22 protein-coding genes are annotated in these 23,999 nt (G+C 63.5%); 11 read left to right on the top strand and 11 right to left on the bottom strand.

Going from position 1 to position 23,999, the window contains the following annotated elements; all coding sequences use genetic code 11:
* Window positions 1–26: 26 nt before the first annotated feature.
* Together ahpC and ahpF are read left to right on the top strand one after the other, a co-directional pair.
* A complete protein-coding gene (gene ahpC, locus AAHK21_RS25795) occupies window positions 27–590 on the top strand; it encodes an alkyl hydroperoxide reductase subunit C (RefSeq protein WP_023631141.1) in 564 nt (187 codons plus the stop codon).
* Between the two features lie 268 nt (window positions 591–858).
* Window positions 859–2,421, top strand: coding sequence for an alkyl hydroperoxide reductase subunit F (gene ahpF, locus AAHK21_RS25790; RefSeq protein ID WP_367858789.1), 1,563 nt, complete (start codon window positions 859–861; stop codon window positions 2,419–2,421).
* 72 nt (window positions 2,422–2,493) lie between these two features.
* Here ahpF and AAHK21_RS25785 read toward each other — a convergent pair whose 3' ends face one another.
* A complete protein-coding gene (locus tag AAHK21_RS25785) occupies window positions 2,494–3,675 on the bottom strand; it encodes an MFS transporter (protein ID WP_367858788.1) in 1,182 nt (393 codons plus the stop codon).
* A gap of 58 nt (window positions 3,676–3,733) precedes the next feature.
* The gene (gene dkgB, locus AAHK21_RS25780; protein ID WP_367858787.1) at window positions 3,734–4,537 is read right to left on the bottom strand and encodes a 2,5-didehydrogluconate reductase DkgB; all 804 of its coding nucleotides are present in this window, start codon (window positions 4,535–4,537) and stop codon (window positions 3,734–3,736) included.
* Window positions 4,538–4,836: 299 nt separating this feature from the next.
* Here dkgB and AAHK21_RS25775 point away from each other — a divergent pair, with 299 nt between their 5' ends.
* On the top strand, window positions 4,837–5,697 hold the full coding sequence (locus AAHK21_RS25775) for a GyrI-like domain-containing protein (RefSeq protein ID WP_367858786.1): 861 nt from the start codon (window positions 4,837–4,839) through the stop codon (window positions 5,695–5,697).
* Between the two features lie 66 nt (window positions 5,698–5,763).
* Here AAHK21_RS25775 and AAHK21_RS25770 read toward each other — a convergent pair whose 3' ends face one another.
* Together AAHK21_RS25770 and AAHK21_RS25765 are read right to left on the bottom strand one after the other, a co-directional pair.
* On the bottom strand, window positions 5,764–6,258 hold the full coding sequence (locus AAHK21_RS25770) for a DUF934 domain-containing protein (protein WP_367858785.1): 495 nt from the start codon (window positions 6,256–6,258) through the stop codon (window positions 5,764–5,766).
* Entirely contained in the window at window positions 6,242–7,894 is a 1,653-nt protein-coding gene (locus AAHK21_RS25765; protein ID WP_046855144.1) for a nitrite/sulfite reductase, read from the bottom strand. Before AAHK21_RS25765 ends, AAHK21_RS25770 begins: the two co-directional genes overlap by 17 nt.
* Before the next feature lie 216 nt (window positions 7,895–8,110).
* Here AAHK21_RS25765 and AAHK21_RS25760 point away from each other — a divergent pair, with 216 nt between their 5' ends.
* Window positions 8,111–9,187, top strand: a complete 1,077-nt coding sequence (locus tag AAHK21_RS25760; protein ID WP_367858784.1) for an ABC transporter substrate-binding protein — start codon at window positions 8,111–8,113, stop codon at window positions 9,185–9,187.
* Between the two features lie 304 nt (window positions 9,188–9,491).
* Here AAHK21_RS25760 and AAHK21_RS25755 read toward each other — a convergent pair whose 3' ends face one another.
* Together AAHK21_RS25755 and AAHK21_RS25750 are read right to left on the bottom strand one after the other, a co-directional pair.
* Window positions 9,492–9,710 (bottom strand): DUF2970 domain-containing protein, encoded by a 219-nt coding sequence (locus AAHK21_RS25755; protein ID WP_094011402.1) that lies wholly within the window; start codon window positions 9,708–9,710, stop codon window positions 9,492–9,494.
* Between the two features lie 45 nt (window positions 9,711–9,755).
* On the bottom strand, window positions 9,756–10,697 hold the full coding sequence (locus AAHK21_RS25750) for a LysR family transcriptional regulator (RefSeq protein WP_367858783.1): 942 nt from the start codon (window positions 10,695–10,697) through the stop codon (window positions 9,756–9,758).
* 140 nt (window positions 10,698–10,837) lie between these two features.
* Between AAHK21_RS25750 and AAHK21_RS25745 the strand changes: the two genes are divergently transcribed.
* From AAHK21_RS25745 to AAHK21_RS25735, 3 genes are all read left to right on the top strand, one after another.
* On the top strand, window positions 10,838–12,067 hold the full coding sequence (locus AAHK21_RS25745) for an acyl-CoA dehydrogenase (RefSeq protein ID WP_367858782.1): 1,230 nt from the start codon (window positions 10,838–10,840) through the stop codon (window positions 12,065–12,067).
* A 178-nt stretch (window positions 12,068–12,245) separates the two neighbouring features.
* Complete coding sequence (locus tag AAHK21_RS25740) at window positions 12,246–13,643, top strand: PAAR domain-containing protein (protein ID WP_367858781.1); 1,398 nt, start codon at window positions 12,246–12,248, stop codon at window positions 13,641–13,643.
* The gene (locus AAHK21_RS25735) at window positions 13,636–14,034 is read left to right on the top strand and encodes a hypothetical protein (RefSeq protein WP_367858780.1); all 399 of its coding nucleotides are present in this window, start codon (window positions 13,636–13,638) and stop codon (window positions 14,032–14,034) included. Before AAHK21_RS25740 ends, AAHK21_RS25735 begins: the two co-directional genes overlap by 8 nt.
* A 117-nt stretch (window positions 14,035–14,151) precedes the next feature.
* On the opposite strand, the gene AAHK21_RS25730 is transcribed toward AAHK21_RS25735, so the two are convergent.
* Together AAHK21_RS25730 and AAHK21_RS25725 are read right to left on the bottom strand one after the other, a co-directional pair.
* A complete protein-coding gene (locus AAHK21_RS25730; RefSeq protein WP_367858779.1) occupies window positions 14,152–15,504 on the bottom strand; it encodes an SPFH domain-containing protein in 1,353 nt (450 codons plus the stop codon).
* Window positions 15,505–15,674: 170 nt separating this feature from the next.
* Window positions 15,675–17,087 carry a cytosine permease gene (locus tag AAHK21_RS25725; protein ID WP_367858778.1) on the bottom strand — a complete coding sequence of 471 codons (1,413 nt, stop codon included), beginning with the start codon at window positions 17,085–17,087 and terminating at the stop codon, window positions 15,675–15,677.
* 268 nt (window positions 17,088–17,355) lie between these two features.
* Between AAHK21_RS25725 and AAHK21_RS25720 the strand changes: the two genes are divergently transcribed.
* Window positions 17,356–17,781 (top strand): bifunctional (p)ppGpp synthetase/guanosine-3',5'-bis(diphosphate) 3'-pyrophosphohydrolase, encoded by a 426-nt coding sequence (locus AAHK21_RS25720; RefSeq protein WP_023631215.1) that lies wholly within the window; start codon window positions 17,356–17,358, stop codon window positions 17,779–17,781.
* 6 nt (window positions 17,782–17,787) lie between these two features.
* Here AAHK21_RS25720 and AAHK21_RS25715 read toward each other — a convergent pair whose 3' ends face one another.
* From AAHK21_RS25715 to AAHK21_RS25705, 3 genes are all read right to left on the bottom strand, one after another.
* The gene (locus AAHK21_RS25715; RefSeq protein WP_046855152.1) at window positions 17,788–18,477 is read right to left on the bottom strand and encodes an endonuclease; all 690 of its coding nucleotides are present in this window, start codon (window positions 18,475–18,477) and stop codon (window positions 17,788–17,790) included.
* 6 nt (window positions 18,478–18,483) lie between these two features.
* Window positions 18,484–18,726, bottom strand: a complete 243-nt coding sequence (locus AAHK21_RS25710; protein WP_046855153.1) for a DUF1654 domain-containing protein — start codon at window positions 18,724–18,726, stop codon at window positions 18,484–18,486.
* Between the two features lie 225 nt (window positions 18,727–18,951).
* Window positions 18,952–20,040: an asparaginase gene (locus tag AAHK21_RS25705; protein ID WP_367859036.1), complete on the bottom strand. Its 1,089-nt coding sequence runs from the start codon at window positions 20,038–20,040 to the stop codon at window positions 18,952–18,954.
* Window positions 20,041–20,382: 342 nt separating this feature from the next.
* Between AAHK21_RS25705 and AAHK21_RS25700 the strand changes: the two genes are divergently transcribed.
* The 3 genes from AAHK21_RS25700 (at window position 20,383) to AAHK21_RS25690 (ending at window position 23,999) form a co-directional block, all read left to right on the top strand.
* Window positions 20,383–21,330, top strand: a complete 948-nt coding sequence (locus AAHK21_RS25700; RefSeq protein WP_046855154.1) for a sugar ABC transporter substrate-binding protein — start codon at window positions 20,383–20,385, stop codon at window positions 21,328–21,330.
* Window positions 21,331–21,456: 126 nt separating this feature from the next.
* Window positions 21,457–23,010: a sugar ABC transporter ATP-binding protein gene (locus AAHK21_RS25695; protein ID WP_367858777.1), complete on the top strand. Its 1,554-nt coding sequence runs from the start codon at window positions 21,457–21,459 to the stop codon at window positions 23,008–23,010.
* On the top strand, window positions 23,007–23,999 hold the full coding sequence (locus AAHK21_RS25690; RefSeq protein ID WP_046855156.1) for an ABC transporter permease: 993 nt from the start codon (window positions 23,007–23,009) through the stop codon (window positions 23,997–23,999). Before AAHK21_RS25695 ends, AAHK21_RS25690 begins: the two co-directional genes overlap by 4 nt.

The raw sequence follows: 23,999 nt of genomic DNA, 5'->3' as shown, positions 1-23,999 counted from the left end.
ATTCAATCCATGAAGGAGCGTCTCTCATGCCTATCATCAACAGCCAGGTCAAACCGTTCAACGCCACCGCCTACCACAACGGCGAGTTCGTCCAGGTCAGCGAAGCCGACCTGAAAGGCAAGTGGTCGGTCGTATTCTTCTACCCGGCCGACTTCACTTTCGTCTGCCCGACCGAGCTGGGCGACCTGGCCGACAACTACGCCGAGTTCCAGAAACTGGGCGTGGAAATCTACGGCGTGTCCACCGACACCCACTTCACCCACAAAGCCTGGCACGACACCTCGGACACCATCGGCAAGATCAAGTACCCACTGATCGGTGATCCGACCCACGTCATCTCGCGCAACTTCGACGTGCTGATCGAGGAAGCCGGCCTGGCCGATCGCGGTACCTTCGTGATCAACCCGGAAGGCCAGATCAAGATCGTCGAACTGAACGACGGTGGTGTAGGCCGCGATGCTGCCGAGCTGCTGCGTAAAGTCAAAGCTGCCCAGTACGTTGCCGCTCACCCAGGCGAAGTCTGCCCGGCCAAGTGGAAAGAAGGCGAAGCCACTCTGGCACCGTCGCTCGACCTGGTCGGCAAGATCTAATTTTCGCCCGATAAGCGCCTGCGCGACGACCATGCTGCGTTGAAAACAGGCTCGGAATGCTCATTGACAACCTGTCAACTCCGCTTCCTCGCCTGTTTTCGCCTTGCCTGATCGCCGCGCAGGCACTTCTCGAACGAAAATCCGACCATGCGCCAATCGCGGGCGGTAGACAGCCGCCAAAGCTGAAGCAGTTACCGCCCCGTAAAAACGCCCGGGCGACCTCGCCTGGGCGTTTTTGTATCCGAGTTTTGAAAAAGGAATCGCCCGTATGTTGGACGCCACGCTTAAATCGCAACTGAAAACCTACCTGGAGCGGGTCACCCAGCCGATCGAGATCGTTGCCTCCCTCGACGACGGCGCGAAGTCCCGCGAATTGCACGACCTGCTGGTGGAAATCGCCGGCCTGTCGAACCTGATTACCTTCAGCGCGGACGGCGCCGACACCCGTCGCCCTTCGTTCTCGCTGAACCGCCCAGGGTCTGATATCAGCCTGCGCTTCGCCGGTATCCCCATGGGCCACGAATTCACCTCCCTGGTGCTGGCGCTGCTGCAAGTCGGTGGCCATCCCTCCAAGGCCAGTGCCGAAGTGATCGAGCAGATCCAGGCGCTGGAAGGCGAGTTCACCTTCGAGACCTACTTCTCGCTGTCGTGCCAGAACTGCCCGGACGTGGTCCAGGCGCTGAACCTGATGGCGGTGCTCAACCCCAATGTCCGCCACGTCGCCATCGACGGCGCGTTGTTCCAGGATGAAGTCGAAGCCCGCAAGGTCATGGCCGTGCCGAGCATCTACCTGAACGGCGAAGTGTTCGGCCAGGGCCGCATGGGGCTGGAAGAGATTCTTGGCAAGATCGACACCAATGCCGGCTCCCGCCAGGCCGAGAAGATCAACGCCAAGGACGCCTTCGACGTACTGGTGGTCGGCGGTGGCCCGGCCGGTGCTGCCGCAGCGATCTACGCCGCGCGCAAAGGCATCCGTACCGGTGTTGCGGCCGAGCGTTTCGGCGGCCAGGTGCTCGACACCTTGGCCATCGAGAACTTCATCTCGGTGCAGGAAACCGAAGGGCCGAAGCTGGCCACGGCGCTGGAAGAGCACGTCAAGCAATACGACGTCGACATCATGAACCTGCAGCGCGGCGAAGCGTTGATCCCGGCCAGCGACGGCGGCCTGCACGAAGTGCGCCTGGCCGGCGGCGCCTCGCTCAAGGCCAAGACCGTGATCCTGGCCACTGGTGCCCGCTGGCGTGAAATGAACGTGCCAGGCGAGCAGCAGTACCGCGCTCGCGGCGTGGCCTACTGCCCACACTGCGACGGCCCGCTGTTCAAGGGCAAGCGCGTGGCGGTGATCGGTGGCGGCAACTCCGGCGTGGAAGCGGCCATCGACCTGGCCGGTGTCGTTGCCCAGGTGACCCTGATCGAGTTCGACAGCCAGCTGCGTGCCGACGCCGTGTTGCAGCGCAAGCTGCACAGCCTGCCGAACGTCAAGGTGATCACCAGCGCGCTGACCACCGAAGTGGTCGGCGACGGTGAAAAGGTCACCGGCCTGCGCTACAAGGACCGCAGCACCGAGGCGCTGCATGACCTGGCGCTGGAAGGCATCTTCGTGCAGATCGGCTTGCTGCCCAACACCGATTGGCTCAAGGGCACCGTGGAGCTGTCGCCGCGCGGCGAGATCATCGTCGACGCCAAGGGCCAGACCAGCATCCCGGGTGTGTTCGCCGCCGGTGACGTGACCACGGTGCCATACAAGCAGATCGTCATTGCCGTGGGCGAGGGCGCCAAGGCTTCGCTGGCCGCCTTCGATCACTTGATCCGCACTTCGGCCCCGGCCTGACCGCCTGCGGTTGCAACGCTAGAACGCCGCCATCCCTTGGGGATGGCGGCGTTCTAGTTTGTTTCGGCTGTCTCAGGCCGGCTTGCCCAAGGCCTCGTCGGTGGCCTTGCCACGCCCGCCCAGCCACACCAGCAGCAACCCGGCCGCCGCCAGCAGGCCACCGGCCATCGGCACCGCCGCGTAACCCAGGTCCAGTCTGATCACCGCGCCACCCAGAGCCGCGCCCACGGCATTGCCCAGGTTGAACGCGCCGACGTTGATCGACGACGCCAGCCCCGGCGCTTCGGCCGCGGCGATCATCACCCGCATCTGCAGCGGCGGAACCACGGCGAAGGTGAATACCCCCCAGACCAGCAGCGCGAGCGCCGCGCCGACATGGCTACCCAGTACCAGCGGCATCAGCAGCATGATCGCCGCCAGTGCGCCGAGGAAGATCCGTGCGGCACCGTCCAGCGACCAGTCGGCCAGCTTGCCACCCAGGCTGTTGCCCAAGGTGAAGCCGACGCCAATCAGCACCAGGCCAAGGGTGACGAAACTGGCGGAGGCGCCGGTCAGCTCGGCGAGCACCGGTGCGACATAGGTGTACAGGGTGAACATGGCGCCTGCGCCGAGCACGGTGGTGGCCATGGCCAGCAGCACGTTGGGGCGGGCGATTACCGCCAGCTCCTTGCGGACATGGGGCACGTTGCCGCGCTCACCCTTGGGCAGCGCATACCACAGGGCGGCGATGGCCATCAGGCCCAGCACCGCGGTGCCGGCAAAGGCCATGCGCCAGCCGACCTGCTGGCCGAGCCAGGTGGCGGCCGGCACGCCGCCGATGTTGGCGATGGTCAGGCCCATGAACATGGTGGCCACGGCGCTGGCCTGCTTGTCCCGGGGCACCACGCTGGCGGCCACCACCGCGCCCAGGCCGAAGAAGGCGCCATGGTTGAGGCTGGTGATCAGACGCGAGACAAGCAGGGTGTAGTAGTCCGGCGACAGCGCCGACAGCAGGTTGCCGAGGGTGAAGATGCCCATCAGCATCATCAGCGCGGCACGCTTGCCGAAGCGGCTGAACAGCAAGGTCATGATCGGCGCGCCGACCATGACGCCGATGGCATAGGCGGTGATCAGCATGCCGGCGCTGGGAATGCTGGCGCCGACGCCGTCGGCGATCACCGGCAGCAGGCCCATGGGGGTGAACTCGGTGGTGCCGATGCCGAAGGCGCCGATGGCCAGGGCGAACAGTACCCGTCCGGGGGAAAGCGTGCTCATTGGGAGCTCCGAAAAAGCGGTTGAAATCAGGGAGGTGGGCCTCCATGCCCGAAGGATATCAGTCCCAGGCCGGTGCCAGGCCGTCCGGGCTGACTTCACGGCCGTCGCGCTCCAGGGTGGCGATGCGCGTCATGTCGTCGGCGTCCAGGCGCAGGCTCTGGGCGAGCAGGTTGCTGGCCAGGTTCTCGCGCTTGGTCGATGAAGGGATCACCGCGTAGCCCAGTTGCAATGCCCAGGCCAAGGCCACCTGGGCCACTGTCGCCTTGTGCTTGGCGGCGATTTGCGCCAGCAGCGGATCCTTCAGGACCTTGCCATAGGCCAGGGTCATGTAGGAGGTTGTGGTGATGCCTTGTTCCGCGAGGAAGGCGGTGAGCTTGCGGTTTTGCAGATACGGGCTGAGCTCGATCTGGTTGGTGGCGATCTCGCCCTGGCCGACCACGGCGATGGCCTGGCGGGTCAGTTCGATGTTGAAGTTGGAGATGCCGATCTGGCGGGTCAGGCCCTGGCGCTTGGCCTCGGCCAGGGCCTGCATGTATTCGGGCAGCTCGACGCCATTGCCAGGGGCCGGCCAGTGGATCAGCAGCAGGTCGACATGCTCGGTGCGCAGCTTGGCCAGGCTCTCGCTCAAGCTGGGGATCAGTTTGTCGGCGGCGTAGTTGTCGACCCAGATCTTGGTGGTGATGAACAATTCGTCGCGCGGCACGCCGCTCTCGGCGATGGCCTGGCCGACCTCGGCTTCGTTCTTGTAGATCTGCGCGGTGTCGATGGCGCGGTAGCCCAGCTCCAGCGCAGCACTGACCGAGTCGATGACGGCCTGGCCGGTGAGGCGGAAGGTACCCAGGCCAAAGGATGGAATGCTCATGGATGTGCTCCTGTCGAGTGAATGCGTGCAGTGTGCGCGGTTCGGCGGGATTGATTAAGGCCTCGGCAAAACAAGGTCCTTTGAGCTGGAGTCATGAATGCGAGGTTGGGTTGTGATCAGAGCGTGACAATAATGGCGTACACGCGTGCGGCAGATACGCTGGATAGCACCGGCTTTGCTAGTGATCGCGGCCAGGCCAGGACTACCTGAGAATGTTGTGATTGAGCAAGTCCGGCTAGGCGGGGTCATGGCAGGATCGACGAAGCTGTGGCCTGCCGTATTTCCAGGAGCAACCTGATTTGTCAGTCAATGCCCTTTACCAGCAGCGGTTCGAGACCGTGCTTGCCTATATCGAGGACAACCTCGAAGGTGACCTGTCGGTGGAGACCTTGAGCGCCGTGGCACATTTTTCGGCGTTTCATTTTCATCGTCAGTTCAGTGCCTATGTGGGCGTCCCGGTTGCCCGTTATGTGCAACTGATGCGCCTGCGCCGTGCCGCGCATCGGTTGCTCGGCCAGCCCGAACACTCGGTGCTGGACGCGGCCCTGGCGGCTGGGTTCGAAAGCCCCGAGGCATTCAGCAGGGCGTTCAGGCGGGCCTTCGGGCATGCGCCCAGCGCGTTTCGCCGCCGGCCGGACTGGCAGGTATGGAATACGGTGTTTGCCATTCCTCATTTTTCCAGGAGCATCACCATGCAGGTACGAATCGTCGATTTCGCCGCCGTGCGCCTTGCCGCGCTCGAACATCGGGGGCCGCCGAGCCAGGTCAGCGAATCCGTGCGCCGGTTCATCGACTGGCGCATGAGCAGCGGGCAATCGCCCGTGGCCAGCAGTCGCAGCTTCGGCATCCCCTACAACAATCCGGACACTACCGCGCCGGAAGACTTCCGCTTTGCCATCTGCGGGGAAATCCATGAGGCCGTGGCGCCGAACGCTCAAGGCGTCTGCGAGTCGAGCCTGCCCGCTGGGCGCTGCGCAGTGGTGCGCCATGTCGGCTCTCCGGACCACATCGGCGAGACGATCTACCCGATCTACCGCGACTGGCTGCCGGGAAGTGGTGAGGAACTGCGCGATCACCCGTTGTTCTTCCATTACCTGAGCATCTACCCGCAGACGCCGCTGGAGCAGTGGCAGACGGATATCTATGTGCCGTTGCGCTAGCGCGCAGCCGATCCGCAAATGAAACGGCCCGCCATAAGGCGGGCCGTTCAATGCGGCAGGCGACGATCAGCGGCGGCGGAACAGCGGCAGCGGTTCGTCGGTGGCGCCCTGGTAGGTCACCGAGAAGTCCTTCAGACTCTGCAGCGCGTCTTCCGGGTCCTTGTCGGGACGGATGGCGAACGCGTCGAAACCGCAGCGGGCCATGTAGAACAGCTGGTCGCGCAGCACGTCGCCAATGGCGCGCAGCTCGCCCTTGAACTTGTAGCGGTCACGCAGCAGGCGCGCATTGGAGTAGCTGCGCCCGTCGGTGAAGGCCGGGAAGTTCAGGGCGATCACCTGGAAGTGCTCGACGTGCTCGCCGATTTCCTCGGCTTCTTCGTCGCTGTCCAGCCAGATGCCCAGGCCGCCGTCGCGGGCCTTGAGCAGGCTCGGATGGTCGCGCCACAGCTGCAGCGGCACAATGTAGTCGTCGCAGTTGGTCAGTTCGTCGATCGAGACGTCCTTGGGCAGCAGGTGCCAGGTTTCGTCGACGATCTGGTTGTTCTTAATGATTCGCTGCATAGACGCGTTCCTTGAAGGGGTCGATGCCGATCCGCTGGTAGGTGTCGATGAAGCGCTCGTCTTCGGTGCGCCGCTCGACGTACACATTGATCAGCTTCTCGATCACGTCGGCCATGTCGTCCTGGGCGAAGGAGGGGCCGAGGATCTTGCCCAGGCTGGCGTCGCGCGCGGCATTGCCGCCCAGCGAGACCTGGTAGAACTCCTCACCCTTCTTGTCCACGCCAAGGATGCCGATGTGGCCGACGTGGTGGTGGCCGCAGGCGTTCATGCAGCCGGAGATGTTCAGGTCGAGCTCGCCGATGTCGAACAGGTAGTCCAGGTCGTCGAAGCGGCGCTGGATGGATTCGGCGATCGGGATCGACTTGGCGTTGGCCAGCGAGCAGAAGTCACCGCCCGGGCAGCAGATGATGTCGGTCAGCAGGCCGATGTTCGGGGTGGCGAAGCCTTGCTCGCGCAGTTCCAGCCACAGCGCGTGCAGCTGACGCTGCTCGACGTCGGCGAGGATGATGTTCTGCTCGTGGGAGGTGCGCAGGTAGCCGAAGCTGTAGCGCTCGGCCAGGTCGGCTACCGCGTCCAGCTGCTTGTCGGTCAGGTCGCCCGGGGCGACGCCGGTGGGCTTGAGCGACAGGGTCACGGCAACATAGCCCGGCTTCTTGTGCGCGCGGGTGTTGCGCGAGCGCCAGCGGGCAAAGCCCGGGTGCTCGGCGTCCAGCGCGCTGAAGTCGGTGTTGTCCAGGGCCAGGTACTCGGGGTCGACGAAGTGGCGGGCGACGCGCTGTACTTCGGCCTCGGTCAGGGTGGTGTTGCCGCCACGCAGGTGGACCATCTCGGCCTCGACCTTCTCGGCGAACACTTCCGGGGTGAGGGCCTTGACCAGGATCTTGATCCGCGCCTTGTACTTGTTGTCACGACGACCGTAACGGTTGTACACGCGCAGGATGGCGTCCAGGTAGCTGAGCAGGTCCTGCCAGGGCAGGAACTCGTTGATGAACGCGCCGATCACCGGGGTACGGCCCAGGCCGCCACCGACCAATACGCGGAAGCCCAGTTCGCCTGCGGCGTTGCGCACCGGCTCCAGGCCGATGTCGTGCACCTCGATGGCGGCGCGGTCGTCGCTCGAACCGTTGACGGCGATCTTGAACTTGCGTGGCAGGTAGGCGAATTCCGGGTGGAAGGTGGTCCACTGGCGGACGATCTCGCACCACGGGCGCGGGTCGACCAACTCGTCGGCGGCGACACCGGCGAACTGGTCGGTGGTGACGTTGCGCAGGCAGTTGCCGCTGGTCTGGATCGCGTGCATCTGCACGGTGGCCAGCTCGGCGAGGATCTCGGGGATGTCTTCGAGCGCCGGCCAGTTGTACTGCACGTTCTGGCGCGTACTGATGTGCGCGTAGCCCTTGTCGTAGTCGCGGGCGATCTTCGCCAGCATGCGGGTCTGACGTGCGTTCAGCTGGCCATAGGGCACGGCGACTCGCAACATCGGCGCGAAACGTTGGATATACAGGCCGTTCTGCAGGCGCAGAGGGCGGAATTCTTCTTCGCTCAGCTCACCGGCCAGGTAGCGGCGGGTCTGATCACGGAACTGCTTGACGCGGTCCTCGATGATCCGCTGATCGTACTCGTCGTATACGTACATATAAGTCCTGTCTCAGGCTGCATGCAGCTAATCGCGCGCACGGCCGCGCACTCCGGGGCGGAGCGGAGGAACGATAGCAGAGTGGGTTTATGCGCTAAAGTGATGTTTTTGCATATGAAAAGAACCATTTGGACTAAGTGAGACTGACTGGCATTTGTCCGCTGCGGTACATCGCAGGGCTATAATCCGGGGTTTGCTTCGCAGGGATGTAACAGCATGCTCAAGGCCTTGTGCCAGAGCCTGTGCCTGAGCCTGCCACTGGCAGCGAGCGCGCAGGCCGCTTCGGTGGTATTTCTCAACCCGGGCTATTCCGATGAAACGTTCTGGGTCGACTATTCACGCTTCATGCAGGCCGCCGCCAGCGACCTGGGCATGACCTTGCGCGTGCAGTACAGCGAGCGTCGCGCCGACCTTGCGCTGAACCAGGCTCGGGAGGCGCTGCAAGGACCGCAGCGTCCAGACTACCTGGTGCTGGTCAACGAACTGTATATCGCCCCCGAGATCATCCGCCTGTCGCGGGGGACCGGGGTCAAGCTGTTCCTGGTCAACAACGGCCTCACCGACAGCCAGGCACACAGCGTCCAGGCGCAGCCGGACAAGTATCCTGAAGTGCTCGGCACATTGGTCAGCAACGACGAGGAGGCGGGTTACCAGATGCTCAAGGCGCTGGCGGCGCAATTGCCCGCCGCAGCCGGGCCGGTCGACCTGCTGGCCTTCGCCGGGGTCAAGACCACGCCGGCCTCGCAGTTGCGCGTGCAGGGCATGCGCCGGGCACTGGCCGAGTTCCCCCAGGTGCGCCTGCGCCAGGTGGTGTACGGCGGCTGGAGCCGCCAGCGTGCCTTCGAACAGGCGCAGATGCTGCTCGAGCGCTACCCCGACACCCGCCTGGTGTGGTCGGCCAACGACCAGATGGCGTTCGGTGCCATGCAGGCGTTCGAGGCGTTGGGCAAGGTGCCGGGGCGCGATGCCCTGTTCAGCGCGGTCAACAGCTCGCCCGAGGCCCTGCGCGCGCGAATCGACGGGCGTTTGAGCGTGCTCATGGGTGGGCATTTCACCTTGGGTGGCTGGGCCATGGTCATGCTGCATGACGATGCCCAGGGGCTGGCGGTGGACCGCGACGGCCAGCGCGAGCACAGCGCGCCCGCGCTGCAACTGATCGACCCGGCCAAGGCCAGGCGCTGGCTCAAGCTGCTGGAGCAGGATGGCCACGGTATCGACTTCCACCGTTTCAGTGCCGAAGGGCGGCCGGCGGATTTCCGCTACCCGTTTCTCACGTCACCCGTCGAGTATTGAAAGACCCTGCTTGAGCGAAGGGCATTGCTGGACTTAACTGCTGCTTGTGAAGTGCATTCCCATAACCACTACAAGAGGCAATGCAATGGGAAACTCTACCAAGGTCCGCAAAGCTGACAGCAGTGTCGATGCCTGGGCGATCCTGTGTCTGATCGTGCTGGTGGTGGTCACCGCGGTGTACTGGGTCAGCCATCAATAGCGGATAACTGCTCAAGACCGTGAGAAACACCTGAACCGCCCGCGGAAGGGATATCCGCGGGCGGATTGCGTTTTGGCAAGCAGTATTGGCGGATTTACCCTGCGATCAGCGCGCCGTCAGGTGCATCGCCAACTGCACCAGGCCGATCAGCACGAAGATGAAGATCAGCGTGAACACTGTTCCCATCACGATGAAATGGCTGGCCTTGCCGTAGGTGAAGTCGCGGGCGCGGTTCTTGCCGCTTTGCACGCCAAACGCCGCGGCAAGGATGCTCTGCAGCATCTGCCAGAAGGTCGGTGGCTTGCCGTGTTGGCTGTCGTCCATGAGTGGCTCCTGGGTTCAGAGGCAATCACCGACAGTGTAGGCGACTCAGGCCGATGCGATTGCCGGGCTTGCCTGCTCCTGGCCGTCCTGGGCCACCACCCGCTCGCACAATTCGATGATCTGCTCGCGCATCCAGCGGTTGGCTGGGTCCTGGTCGGTGCTTTCGTGCCAATAGAGGTGGGTCTCCAGCGCCGGTACCTCCACCGGCAGCGGTTGGTGGCGCAACTGGTGGCGGCGGGCGAAACGCTCGGGCACGGTCATGACCATGTCGGTCTGCTGCAGTACCTGGGAGGCCATCAGGTAGTGCTGCGAACGCAGGGCGACACGGCGCTGCACGCCCATCTTGCCCAGGGCCAGGTCCACATAGCCCAGGCCGTTGCGGCGGCTGGAGATATGGATGTGGGTCATGGCCAGGTAGTTGTCCAGGGTCAGCTTGCTGTCGGCCTGGGGGTGGCCGGGGCGCATGGCGCAGACGTAGCGGTCCTGCATGAGCTTGACGTGACGCACCTGCGGGTCGGTGTTCAGCGGCGCGTCGACGGCGAAGTCCAGGCGTCCGGCGGCCAGTTCCTTGGTAGTTTCGCGGCGCTTGCACAGGAAACTCTCGATCACTAGCGCCGGGGCGAGCCGCCGCAGGCGCTGGAACAGCGGCGGCAGGATCACCGCCTCGGTGAGGTCGGTCATGCTGATGCGGAAGGTTTTGCTCGCCTGCAGCGGGGTGAAGATGCGGCTTTCCTGTACCGAGGTGCGCAGCAGCGACAGCGCGTTGCGTACCGGGCCGATGATGTTCTGGGCCATGGGCGTGGGCACCATGCCCTGGGCGGTGCGCACGAACAGCGGGTCGTTGAACGTCTCGCGCAGGCGTGACAGGGCATTGGACACCGCCGGCTGGGTGATGCCGACGATCTGCCCGGCGCGGGTCAGGTTGGCTTCGGTGTAGATCGCGTCGAAGACGATGAACAGGTTGAGGTCGACCTTGCTGAGGTTCATGGGCGCCGCTCTTTGTTGGAGTTATGGATCGATCATATATTGGTTATGAATGTTTATACACGAAGAAAATAGACTAGGTGGATGAAGGGTGGCTGTTCTAGGCTCAGGTCCATGTTCTTCATTGACGGAAGGTAGCCCCGATGGATTTCGCCTATTCGCCCAAGGTCCAGGCACTGCGCGAGCGCGTCAGCGCATTCATGGATGCATACGTCTACCCGGCCGAGCCGGTGTTCGAGCGCCAGGTTGCCGAGGGCGACCGCTGGCAGCCTACCGCGATCATGGAGGAGCTCAAGGCCAAGGCCCGCGAGGAAGGGCTGTGGAACCTGTTCCTGCCCGAATCCGAATATGGCGCAGGGCTGAGCAACCTTGAGTACGCGCCGTTGGCCGAGATCATGGGCCGTTCGCTGCTGGGGCCCGAGCCGTTCAACTGCTCGGCGCCGGACACCGGCAACATGGAAGTGCTGGTGCGCTACGGCAGCGAGGCGCAGAAGCGCCAGTGGCTCGAGCCGCTGCTGCGTGGCGAGATCCGCTCGGCGTTCGCCATGACCGAGCCCGACGTGGCCTCTTCGGATGCCACCAACATGGCCGCCACCGCCGTGCGCGACGGTGACGAGTGGGTGATCAACGGCCGCAAGTGGTGGACCTCCGGCGCCTGCGACCCGCGCTGCAAGGTGATGATCTTCATGGGCCTGTCCAACCCCGACGGCCAGCGTCATCAACAGCACTCGATGATCCTGGTGCCCACCGACGCGGCCGGCGTGAAGATCGTCCGCCCACTGCCGGTGTTCGGTTACGACGACGCGCCACACGGCCATGCCGAAGTGTTGTTCGAGAACGTGCGGGTGCCTTACGAAAACGTGCTCCTTGGCGAAGGCCGTGGCTTCGAGATCGCCCAGGGCCGCCTCGGGCCTGGGCGCATCCACCATTGCATGCGTTCGATCGGCATGGCCGAACGCGCCCTGGAACTGATGTGCAAACGCTCGGTCGAGCGCACCGCGTTCGGCCGGCCGCTGGCGCGGCTGGGTGGCAACGTCGACAAGATCGCCGACTCGCGGATGGAGATCGACATGGCCCGGCTGCTGACCCTGAAGGCCGCCTACATGATGGACACTGTCGGTAACAAGGTGGCCCGCAGCGAAATCGCCCAGATCAAGGTGGTGGCGCCGAACGTGGCACTGAAGGTGATCGACCGGGCCATCCAGATCCATGGCGGGGCAGGGGTGAGCGGTGATTTTCCGCTGGCCTACATGTACGCGATGCAGCGCACCCTGCGCCTGGCCGACGGGCCGGATGAGGTGCACCGGGCGGCGATCGGCAAGTATGAAATTGGCAAGTATGTGCCGAAGGAAATGTTGCGTAGCGGGCACTGAAGGGCATTGTGACCAGCCCGCTCAGGTTAGGCTGCACGCCTGAACAGGCTGGTTACAGGGTTGGTTTTAAGACTTTTCTCTAGTCAAAGTAGGAAATGTCTCTTTCACTTTTTCTCGGGTAACAGGGCGAACTTCATTTGTTAGGTTCTTGAGCTTTCAGCGCAAAAGGAACCTGCTCATGTATCGCGTCAGTCTTGACGGGAAAGGCCAGGCAGTAGATGGCGATGTCACCACCACGGGTGCAATCTGCATTGCCAGCGGTGAGGGTTACATCTGTGATGGGCGAAAGGTCCTGCGGGTCGGGGACTCGACTACCGAATGTCCGCTCTGCTGCCAACCTGGCGTCGTTGTAGAGGGTTACCTCGGGTGGATTTCCGACGGTCAGCCACTGGCGATGGATGGTTCACTGGTTGCCTGTGGCTGCCCGAACGGCAGTAACAGGGTGGTTGCTCCTTTGGGTGGAATGGCGCCATGCCGTCATCTCATGCATGGCAGGCAGACAAACGCGGCGACGGTCCCCGGCGCCCGCACTCTCCATGCCCAAGCCAACGCACAGATGCCTGGCGCCATCGCGTCTGCGCAAGTCGGGTTGGAACCCGGTTTTCATATCGTTCCCCGCAGCATGTCCGGCCCTCAGGTACTGGCGCAGTTGTTGGCGCAGGACAGCACACTGCCTATTGCACGCATCCAGCGCCTGAACCCTACCTTCGACCAAGGTTTCAAGGCTGGTGAAATCTTTGTCCTAGGTGACCCCGACAACCACCACGCCTGCACCCGCGAGGAAGCTGACCTGATGGCTGCGGCGCAGCGGGCGCGGGAAGCACTGGCCGAGCTCGACGAGCAGGAGGCCAACTTCATGATGCAGCACATTGGCGAGATCGCTGGAGTGCTCAATGGTGCGAGTCAATCCATGGGCGTGGGCAAGGACATGCTGTCACGTGGGCTGGGGCAGGTGGGAGATACGCTCAAAGGGCTGGAAAGCCTGCATCAGCGCGAGTTCACCTTGCATGGTCATCTCAATAGCCCGCAATTCTTCGAATCACGTCGAGCGCTCTATCAGCAATTGAATGCTCAGCTACGTAGTGCATTTCTAGGCAAATACTTGAACCTCGGTGGTCATGAAAGCCTGCGTAAGAGCTTGAATATCTCTACTAAAAGCCTCGTCCATCACTGGTCCAAGGCTGGCACGCCGGGAGCGATACCGGGGTATGCGACGCATTTGGATGAAGTGGCGAAGATGTCGAAATATTTGAAGTATGGGGGGCATGTGGCAGTGGGCTTGGGGGCGACGTCCTCTTACATGAAGATTTACGAAGCTTGCCGTGCGGGAGAAACTGAAGAGTGTAAACGTGTCCGGTTTACCGAAACAGGCAGCTTTTTAGGAGGAGTCGCGGGAGGTATGGTCGGCGGAACTGTTGGAAAACTTGCCATTAAAGCAGTCTGTGGTTTTGGACCTTGGGGGCGGGCCACCTGTGGCATTGCAGTAATCGGTGCTTCTTCTCTTGGTGCAGGGAAGTTTGGGGAATTTCTAGGAGAAGGGGCAGGCGAGTTATTATACGAAGTTGATTATGATTGACTTGAGTTGGTGGCCTGTAGAACTGAGGATAGCGTTGCTACTCACTCCATTCGTTATTGGGCTGGCCGGGCTTGCAATTGAGTTGCATATCGCAGGCTCGCGCCATTTCCGGGTGATGTGCGAAGCTTTGCAGCGAAGTGAAGGTCTTCGCGAGGAACTGAGAAATGGTGGCGCGCTGACGTTAAAGTTTCGACTGATGACAGTGAGTGCCATGACGGCCGGGATGTTTTGGCCCGCGTTAGGCATTCGTCAGGGTTGGCTGGACCCGGAGGATAGTCGTGATTTTCCGGTCTACCTGAAAAGGCGCATGAAGCTGGGTATGTATTGCCTCCTTACCGCTTTTATCTGGATGGCTTTCGTTGCTCTCCTGGTGCAGTTCAAGCACGCCTGATTGTCTCCTTGTACTAGCCGTGTTGTGCGAACGTTGCCCATCGTAGATGCTCATGTCGGTCCGACAAGCGCGCCCAGCATTGGTAGAGTTCCAGGTACCAATGCGGGGCGTGTTTACTCAAGGCGTCTTGAGATCGAGCACCAGATCCTTCGCCGCCTTGGTCGCGAGCACGCTCATCAGTTTGCTCATCTCGTCCTGGCGACCGAGGCCCGCGTCGGATCCTCCCATCATCACGCTGGGCACCGGCGCCTGGGCTGCTGCGTTGGCCCAGGCGCGGTTGATTTGCACAAGGGCGTCGAGCTTGGTCTGCAGGGCACCGTCGGCCTTGAGCGAGGCCTCGCGTGCGTGGGCTTCCGCGTCGGCGGTAATCTTGGTGGCTTCGGCATTCACCTTGGCCTTGTCACGGAGCAACTCGGCCGTTTGCTTGTCGATCTCGGCCCGGCGTTTTTCACGCTCGGCATTGATCAGCGTGAGCTGCTTCTCGGTCTCGGCTTCGGTGGTGCGTTCGATCTGCTGGCGCAGGCTCTCCTGGCGCTTGGCCTCGACGTCTTTAGCGCCGCGGGCGGAGACCAGTTCCTTCTCTTCCTCTTCCTTGAGCCGGTTCTGTCGGGCCACGGCCAGCTCCGCCAGCGCCTGCTGCACCCTCACCATGCGTTCCTGGTACTGGGGGTTGGGGTCGATGTGGGTCACCCGGGCATCGACGACCTCGACGCCGAACAGGCGGAACTGCTGTTGCTTGCGCAGTTCCTGGCCGTCCTTGTCGAGTTTTTTCTCGATGACGAAGCGGGTCGCGGAGTTGTCGCCGAAGCTGCCCTGGTCGGTGCCCGACTGGAGTATGGCGGTCTGTGCCGGCAGGTTGTCGCGTTGCACGCGTATCTCCTTGCGGCTGGTCAGGTACAGGCCGTTGCGCAGCTGATTCTCGAATTCGGCGCCGAAATGGCTGCGGTTGCCGGCGTAGTAGTCGTCGGCGCTCATCAGCGAGGCCGTGGCTTGCAGGGTTTCCTTGACGGCGGGCAGCAGGGCGCGTTGCAGAAAGTTGTCGGGGGTGCGGTATTCCTGGGCAATCTTCAGGAAGGCATCGCCCGACGGCAGGCGGAACTGGGTGCTGAATTCGGCCTTGGCATCGACATTGCCGAGAAACACAATCGGCAGGTTCTCCAGGATCACCGAGGGTTGCCCGCTGCGGCTGTCCTCCTGGTTGTCCACCCGCAGGGCGGATTGGACGCCGATGGTACGGCGCCAGACCGTGCTGCGGCCGAACCACTTGGTCGCGTAGCCAACGTCTTCGACCACCTTTTCCTCGCCGAAGATCGTGCGTACGTGGGTCATCTGGCCTGCTTCGTTGTAGAAGAACACTTCATTGAACAGCGCGGCGAGGGTACCGAGGGTTAGTACCGGAATGGCGATAGCGGCGATCAGCTTGCGGTTCTTGCGCAGGATCGTGAAATCAGGGGCAGACATTTTTTGCATGGGACACTCCTTGTGTGGGAAGTGCGTATGCTCGCCAAGGGGTTTTGCCTCGAGTAGTCAGCTGAGTCCGCTTGCCATGTAGGATGATTCTTGGTGGTTGGTGGGTATGCCTGAAAATGGCAAAAGACCCGCCGCAGCGGGTCCTCTTGTCAATTGTCAGCCCGGCGGTTTCAGATGCCCGCCGCCAGCTTCGCACCCACCTGCCGACGACGATATGCGCTATCGCGACTGGCCAGCCACCAGTACAGCGGCGAGGTGATCGCCAGCCCCACCAGCCACGACAGGTCGGCGCCGTTGATGTGTGCGGACACCGGCCCGACATACAGCGGCGTGTTCATGAACGGGATCTGCACCACGATACCCACCGCATAGGCGATCAGCGCCTGGGGGTTGTAGCGACCGTAGATGCCACCGTCGACCTTGAAGATCGAGTCGATGTCGTAGTCGCCCTTGTGGATGACATAGAAGTCGATCAGGTTGATCGCCGTCCACGGCACCAGCACCACCAGCAACACCAGCACCATGTCGACGAAGTGGCCGATGAAGTCCGCCGAGGCGAACACCGCCACCACGCAGCAGGCCGCCAGGACGAGCAGCGACAGCACGGCGCGGCTCTTGGCAGTGGGGATCCAGCGGTAGGCGAAGGTCTGTACCAGGGTGATGATCGACAGCACCGCGCCGTACAGGTTGAGGGCGTTGTGGCTGATCACGCTGAGCAGGAACAGCACCAGCATCAGTGGGCCGAGGGTGCCGGTGGCAAGCTTGACCGCGTCCATGGTGTCCATCCCGGCAGGGATCGCCAGCACCGCCACCGCGCCGAAGATGAACGACAGGCTCGAGCCCAGGGCCGAGCCCAGGTAGGTGGTCCAGAAGGTCGAGGAAACCTTCACGTCGGCCGGCAGGTAGCGCGAGTAGTCCGATACGTAGGGCGCGAAGGCGATCTGCCACAGCGCCGCCAGGGACACGGTGGCCAGCCAGCCGGCCAGGTTGAAGCCGCCACGGGTGAGGAAATCGTCGCTCTGCACGTGGCTGAAGATGTAACCGAAGCCGACCACGATACCGATGCCCAGCACCCAGGTGCCGATGCGGTTGAGCACGTGGATGAAGCGGTAGCCGATGATACCGATGATGCCCGAGCCCAATGCACCGATGACGATGCCCACGGACACCGGCACCGTCTCGACCACGCCATGCAGCGACTTGCCGGCCAGGACGATGTTGGAGGCGAAGAAGCCGATGTACATCACCCCGGCGATCACCACCACCAGCAGGGCGCCGAGCGAGCCGAACTGGGCGCGGCTCTGGATCATCTGCGGGATGCCCATCTGCGGGCCCTGCGCCGAATGCAGGGCCATGAGCACGCCGCCGAGCAGATGGCCGACCAGGATGGCGACGATGCCCCATACCAGATTGAGGTGGAACAACTGCACGCCCAGCGCGCCCGTGACGATGGGCAGCGGCGCGATGTTGCCGCCGAACCACAGTGTGAACAGATCCCTTACCTTTCCATGGCGGTCTTGCGGCGGCACGTAGCCGATCGTGTGTTTCTCGATGAGGGGTGCCGAATTGGCTGCACTGGTCATGACTGACTCCAAGGCAAGGTGGGGCATCGGGGGAGGCCCGGGTGCGTGCCGGCAAGGGGCGACGCGTTCTTGTTGGAGCGATGATGCGGGGTGGGCGGGTATCGAGAAATTAGTAAATTTGTGCTCATGAGCCTTAAAAAACCTAAGGCTGGCAAAAGCTTTGGCGGGGGGCGCAAGCTCGCCGGCATGACGCGCTGGCGCTGGGTGAACACGCCCGTGGCGCAACGGCTATGCTGTCTAGTGCGCGGGTTGAGTGGGGGAGCGCCTCATGGCGACGCTGGAGCGGGCCATCGCGATGGCCATCAAGGCACACGAAGGGCAGTTCGACAAAGGCGGGGCGGCTTACATCCTTCACCCGCTGCGGGTGATGGGGCGGGTGATCACCCCCGAGCAGCGCATCGTCGCGGTGTTGCACGATGTGCTGGAAGACACGCCGCTGACCCTGGCCGACCTCGCCCGTGAAGGCTTCCCGCTGAAGATCCTCGCCGCGCTGCTGGCGCTGAGCCGGCGCGAGGGCGAGAGCTACGAGGCGTTCGTCATTCGCCTGGGTGTGGACCCCTTGGCGCGCCAGGTGAAGCTGGCGGACCTGGCCGACAACAGCGACCTTTCGCGCATCCCTTGCCCAGGCCCGGCCGATGTGGCCCGGCTGTGCCGGTACCAGCAGGCCAGCGCCTACCTGCAGACGCTGGCCTGAGCGCCTTCAGCCGCAGGCCTTGAGGTTGACCGGGCCGACGAAGGCGTTGCCGCGCCCCATCACGCATGCCACCTGCTGGTTGCGCTGCAGCTCCCAGGCCTGCGGCGGGTAGGTCTTGTTCCAGGCCTCGAACAACTGGCGGTCCTGTTTGGACAGGCGCAGGTCGTACTGCTTGCTCATGTAGAAATAGGTGCGCGCGATCATCCCGCGGATCGACGGGCGTGGCATGACCTTCTTGGCCTTGAAGTCGACCTGGGTCAGGCAACTGCCGTACTGGCCATGCTGCTCGGGCAACCAGCCGAAGCTGAAGTTGCTGCGGTCACCGTTGACCTCGCCGATGCTCGGCACCAGGTTGTGCAGGTCGGCTTCGGCCCGCTGGTAGACCTTGTCGTTGCGCGAGCAGTTCTTGCGTCCGCCATCCTGCCAGCATTGGCGCTGATGGCCAATCTGCCAGGCCGGGACAATGTGCTCCCACTCGATGCGCGAGGCACGGTTGAGGTTCTTGCGCGGCGCATAGCCGCAGGACGCCAGGTCGACCTTGTTGCCCTGATACTTGCAGCCGCAATAAAACTCGGTGGACTGCGGCGCGTACAGCTTCCAGGCGACCTTCTTGGCCTCCTGGAAGGTGCGCGGGGCGTCGGCGTGGGCGAGGGGGGTGAGCAGCAGCAGGCAGGCAGCGAAAAGCGAAACTCTCATGTGCAATCAGTCTTCCTTCGGCACGGTCCAGAACACCTGCACGCCGCCATCGTCGCGGTGGGCGAGGGTGACGTTGTCGTTCTCGGCGATTTCCTCGAGCAGCGTGGCCCAGTCGTCGGGCGATTCGTGCTCCAGGCGGAAGATCAGGGCGGCGCGGCTGCGCTGGGCGGTGGGGCTGTTGATGATCTTCTGGATGCGCTGACCCAGTAGTTCATAACTGCTTGGCGACGCTGGGGCGGGTTTGGCCACGGGGCTGTTCCTTGTTTTGCTGTATGTACATACAGTATTTCACTGTAAGCCATTTCGCAACAGCAGGTAGGATGAAAGCCGTATAAGACCGTGGTAGAGGGATTGGTTCCATCGAAGGCATCGCCGGGCCAGCCCGCTCCCACAAGTTTGCGGCGACTTTGTGGGAGCGGGCTGGCCCCGCGAGGGGCCGGTATGTTCAACACACCAGCCCGAGGTGCATGCCGATCAGTATTCCCAGAAGATCCGCTGCAGCTCTTTGCTGTCCTGGGTTTTGGTCATTGCGACCATTGCCAGGATCCGCGCCTTCTGCGGGTTCAGGTCATGCGCCACGACCCAGTCGTTCTTGTCGTCAGGCTGTTCGGCATTGCGCAGCACGAAGCCGCCCTGGTTGACGTGGGACGAACGGATGATCTGCACGCCTTCCTTGCGCAGCTCCTGCAGCGCCGGCACCACGCGCGACGATACCGAGCCATTGCCGGTGCCGGCGTGGATGATCGCCTTGGCGCCACCCTGGGCCAGCGCCTTGTAGGCGGTGTCGGTCACGTTGCCGTAGCCGTAGGCGATATCCACGGCTGGCAGCTTGCTGATGGTCTTGATGTCGAACTCGGAGTTGACGGTGTGGCGCTTGGCCGGCAGGCGGAAGAAGTACGACTTGCCCTCGACCACCATGCCCAGCGGGCCCCACTGGCTCTTGAAGGCTTCGGTCTTGATATTGACCGCCTTGCTCACGTCACGGCCGGACTGGATCTCGTCGTTCATGGTTACCAGCACGCCCTTGCCGCGGGCTTCCTTGCTGCTGGCCACGGCCACGGCGTTGTACAGGTTGAGCATGCCGTCGGCGGACATCGCGGTGCCCGGGCGCATCGAGCCGACCACGATGATCGGCTTGTCGGTCTTCTCCACCAGGTTGAGGAAGTAGGCGGTTTCTTCGAGGGTGTCGGTGCCGTGGGTGATGACGATGCCATCGACGTCCTTGCTGTCGGCCAGTTCGGCGACGCGCTTGCCCAGCTTGAGCAGGTCGTCGTTGCCGATGCTTTCCGAGGCGACCTGCATCACCTGCTCACCGCGCACGTTGGCCAGGTCCTTCAGCTCTGGCACGCCGGCGATCAGCTTGTCGATGCCTACCTTGGCGGCCTGGTAGGTGGCGCTGTTGGCGGCGCTGGCGCCAGCGCCGGCGATGGTGCCGCCGGTGGCGAGGATGACCACGTTGGCGAGTTTCTGTTGTTGCGCGGCTTCCTTGGCGGAAACGCCGGTCGGCAGTACCAACAGCAGCGCCAGGGCGCTCGGTGCGAAGGTCTTGATAGCGGATTTCATCATTACTGCTTCTCTCTTCCTGGGTGAGATGTGCGTTATGTCGCACTGGGGTAAAGGCAGATTTCGTACCAGCAACTACCGTTCGTCGAATTTCATCTGGAAACCCCTGTTGCGACTGGGGGTACTCGAAGCGACCATGGGGTCAAGCTGATCCCGTGGTGTTCGGCTGACCGAACAAGCGAAGGAAATGTGTTCGGTTTTTCGGACAAATTGCGGATAATCCGACCGGCGTAGCCGTGGCTGCCTACGCAATGGATTTGACAAAAGCGGGGCCTGTTTACATAGTTAGTCACCGCAAACGTTTGCGATCCGATAAAAACCACAAGATTCGGAGTCATTTCCATGAAGCTGCCGTTTTCCGGCCGTCCGCTGGCCCTCGCCGTTCTGTCGTCGCTGATGTTCTCCCTGCCTGCCGCCCACGCCGAGGAGGCGCCCAAGGTCGCCCTGGTGATGAAATCCCTGGCCAACGAGTTCTTCCGCACCATGGAAGACGGCGCCAAGGATTATCAGAAAACCCATGCCAGCGAATTCGAGCTGGTCGCCAACGGCATCAAGAACGAGACCGATACCGGCGAGCAGATCCGTATCGTCGAGCAGATGGTCAACTCGGGCGCCAAGGCGCTGGTCATCGCCCCGGCCGACTCCAAGGCGCTGGTATCGGCGGTGAAGAAGGCCATGGACAAGGGCGTGATCGTGATCAACATCGATAATCGCCTCGATCCCGAAACCCTCAAGAGCAAGGGCATCAGCGTGCCGTTCGTAGGCCCGGACAACCGCAAGGGCGCACGTATGGTCGGCGACTACCTGGCCCAGCAAAAGCTCAAGGCCGGTGACCAGGTCGGCATCATCGAAGGCGTGCCGACCACCACCAATGCCCAGCAGCGCACCGCCGGTTTCAAGGACGCCATGGAAGCCGCGCAGATGAAGATCGTCTCGGTGCAATCCGGCAACTGGGAGATCGACAAGGGCAACGCCGTTGCCGCCTCGATGCTCAACGAATACCCCGATCTGAAGGCGCTGCTGGCCGGCAACGACAGCATGGCCCTGGGCGCCGTCTCGGCCGTGCGCGCAGCCGGCAAGACCGGCCAGGTGCAGGTGGTCGGTTACGACAACATCAAGGCCATCGAGCCGATGCTCAAGGACGGGCGCGTGCTCGCCACCCTCGACCAGGCGGCCAGCGAGCAGGCGGTGTTCGGCATCCAGGCGGCGCTGAAGATGCTCAAGGGCGAGCAGCCCGGCGTGGATGCCGACAATGTCATCCAGACCCCGGTCAAGCTGATTACCAAGTGACAAAGTGGTCTCTGTAGGAGCGGCTTCAGCCGCGATGCAGGCACTGCGGTGCCTGGCACCCGCTTCGCGGGTGATCGCGGCTGAAGCCGCTCCTACAGGGGGGTATGTCTATCTAGGAGAATGGCCATGTCAGTACCGGCCAATGAAACCGTGCTAGCCGTCAGCGGCCTGGGCAAGACCTACGCCCAGCCCGTGCTCGGCGATGTCACCCTCGAGCTGCGCGGCGGCGAGGTGCTGGCCCTGACCGGCGAGAACGGCGCGGGCAAGTCGACCCTGTCCAAGCTGATCAGCGGCCTGGAGATCCCCACCACCGGGCAGATGCTCTACCGCGGCCAGCCCTACGCCCCCGGCAGCCGCGCCGAGGCCGAGCGTCTCGGCGTGCGCATGGTGATGCAGGAACTCAACCTGCTGCCGACGCTGACCGTGGCCGAGAACCTGTTCCTCGACAACCTGCCCAGCCGCCTCGGCTGGATCAGCCAGAAGCGCCTGCGCCAGCTGGCCACCGCGGCCATGGCCCAGGTCGGCCTGGATGCCATCGACCCGGACACCCCCGTCGGCGAGCTGGGCATCGGCCACCAGCAGATGGTCGAGATCGCCCGCAACCTGATCGGCGACTGCCATGTACTGATCTTCGACGAACCCACGGCCATGCTCACCGCCCGCGAGGTGGAACTGCTGTTCACCCAGATCGAGCGCCTGCGCCAGCGCGGCGTGGCCATCGTGTATATCTCCCACCGCCTCGAAGAACTGCAGCAGGTGGCCCAGCGCATCGCCGTGCTGCGCGACGGCAAGCTGGTGTGCGCCGAGCCGATCCAGCGCTACAACAGCGAGCAACTGGTCAACCTGATGGTCGGCCGCGAGCTGGGCGAGCATATCGACCTGGGCCAGCGCACGATCGGTGCGCCGCTGCTCAAGATCGACAGGCTCAGCCGTGGCGACAAGGTCCGCGAGGTGTCGCTCGAGGTCAGGGCAGGGGAGATCTTCGGTATCTCAGGCCTGATCGGTGCCGGGCGCACCGAGCTGCTGCGCCTGATCTACGGCGCCGACCGCGCCGACAGCGGCCAGGTCGCCCTCGGCCAGCCGCCGGTACCGGTGACCATCGATTCGCCCAAGGCGGCGGTCAAGGCTGGCATTGCGCTGATTACCGAGGACCGCAAGGGCGAAGGCCTGCTGCTGAGCCAGTCGATCAGCGCCAATATTGCCCTGGGCAACCTCGGCGCCGTGTCCCGTGCCGGCGTGCTCGACGCCGACGCCGAGCGTGAGCTGGCCGAGCGCCAGATCGGCGCCATGCGCATCCGCAGCGCCAGCCCCGCCCAGGCCGTGGGCGAGCTGTCCGGCGGCAACCAGCAGAAGGTGGTGATCGGCCGCTGGCTGGAGCGCGACTGCCAGGTACTGTTGTTCGACGAGCCGACCCGCGGCATCGACGTCGGTGCCAAGTTCGACATCTACGGCCTGCTCGCCGAGCTCGCCCGCCAGGGCAAGGCCCTGGTGGTGGTGTCCAGCGACCTGCGCGAGCTAATGCTGATCTGCGACCGTATCGCCGTGCTCAGCGCCGGCCGCCTGATCGACACCTTCGAGCGCGATCATTGGACCCAGGACCAACTGCTTGCCGCCGCCTTCGCCGGCTACCAGAAACGTGATGCCCTGCTGCACGACGCAGCCCCCAGGATGGACGCATGAAAACCACAACAAATACCTCGGGCGCCGCGCCAGTGCGCCGCAGCGGCACCTATTTCGGCCTGGGCACCTACCTGGGCCTGGCCGGCGCCTTGCTGGCGATGATCGTGCTGTTCTCGTTGCTGAGCAGCCATTTCCTGTCCTATGCCACCTTCAGCACCCTGGCCAACCAGATCCCCGACCTGATGGTGCTGGCGGTGGGCATGACCTTCGTGCTGATCATCGGCGGCATCGACCTGTCGGTCGGCTCGGTACTGGCCCTGGCGGCCTCGGCCGTCAGCGTGGCGATCCTCGGCTGGGGCTGGGGCGTGCTGCCCGCCGCCTTGCTCGGCATGGCCGTGGCGGCCTTGGCCGGCACCGTCACCGGCAGCATCACCGTGGCCTGGCGCATCCCGTCGTTCATCGTCTCGCTGGGCGTGCTGGAGATGGCCCGTGGCCTGGCGTATCAGTTCACCGATTCGCGCACCGCGTACATCGGCGATGCCTTCGCCTGGTTCTCCAACCCGATCGCCTTCGGTATTTCCCCGGCCTTCATCATCGCCTTGCTGGTGATCGTGCTGGCCCAACTGGTGCTGACCCGTACCGTGTTCGGCCGCTACCTGATCGGTATCGGCACCAACGAAGAGGCCGTGCGCCTGGCCGGCATCGACCCACGCCCCTACAAGATCCTGGTGTTCGCCCTGATGGGCGTGCTCGCCGGTCTTGCCGCGCTGTTCCAGATTTCGCGCCTGGAGGCCGCCGACCCCAATGCCGGCTCGGGCATGGAGCTGCAGGTGATCGCTGCCGTGGTGATCGGCGGCACCAGCCTGATGGGCGGGCGCGGCTCGGTCATCAGCACCTTCTTCGGCGTGCTGATCATTTCGGTGCTGGCCGCCGGCCTGGCCCAGATCGGCGCCTCTGAGCCGACCAAACGCATCATCACCGGGGCGGTCATCGTCATCGCCGTGGTACTCGACACTTATCGCAGCCGGCGTGCGAACCGGCGGAACTGA

The sequence above is a fragment of the Pseudomonas sp. TE50-2 genome (assembly GCF_040813665.1).
Classification (GTDB): domain Bacteria; phylum Pseudomonadota; class Gammaproteobacteria; order Pseudomonadales; family Pseudomonadaceae; genus Aquipseudomonas; species Aquipseudomonas soli.
Note: the sequence above shows the minus strand (reverse complement) of the source record. Positions and strands in the feature narration are given on the sequence as shown.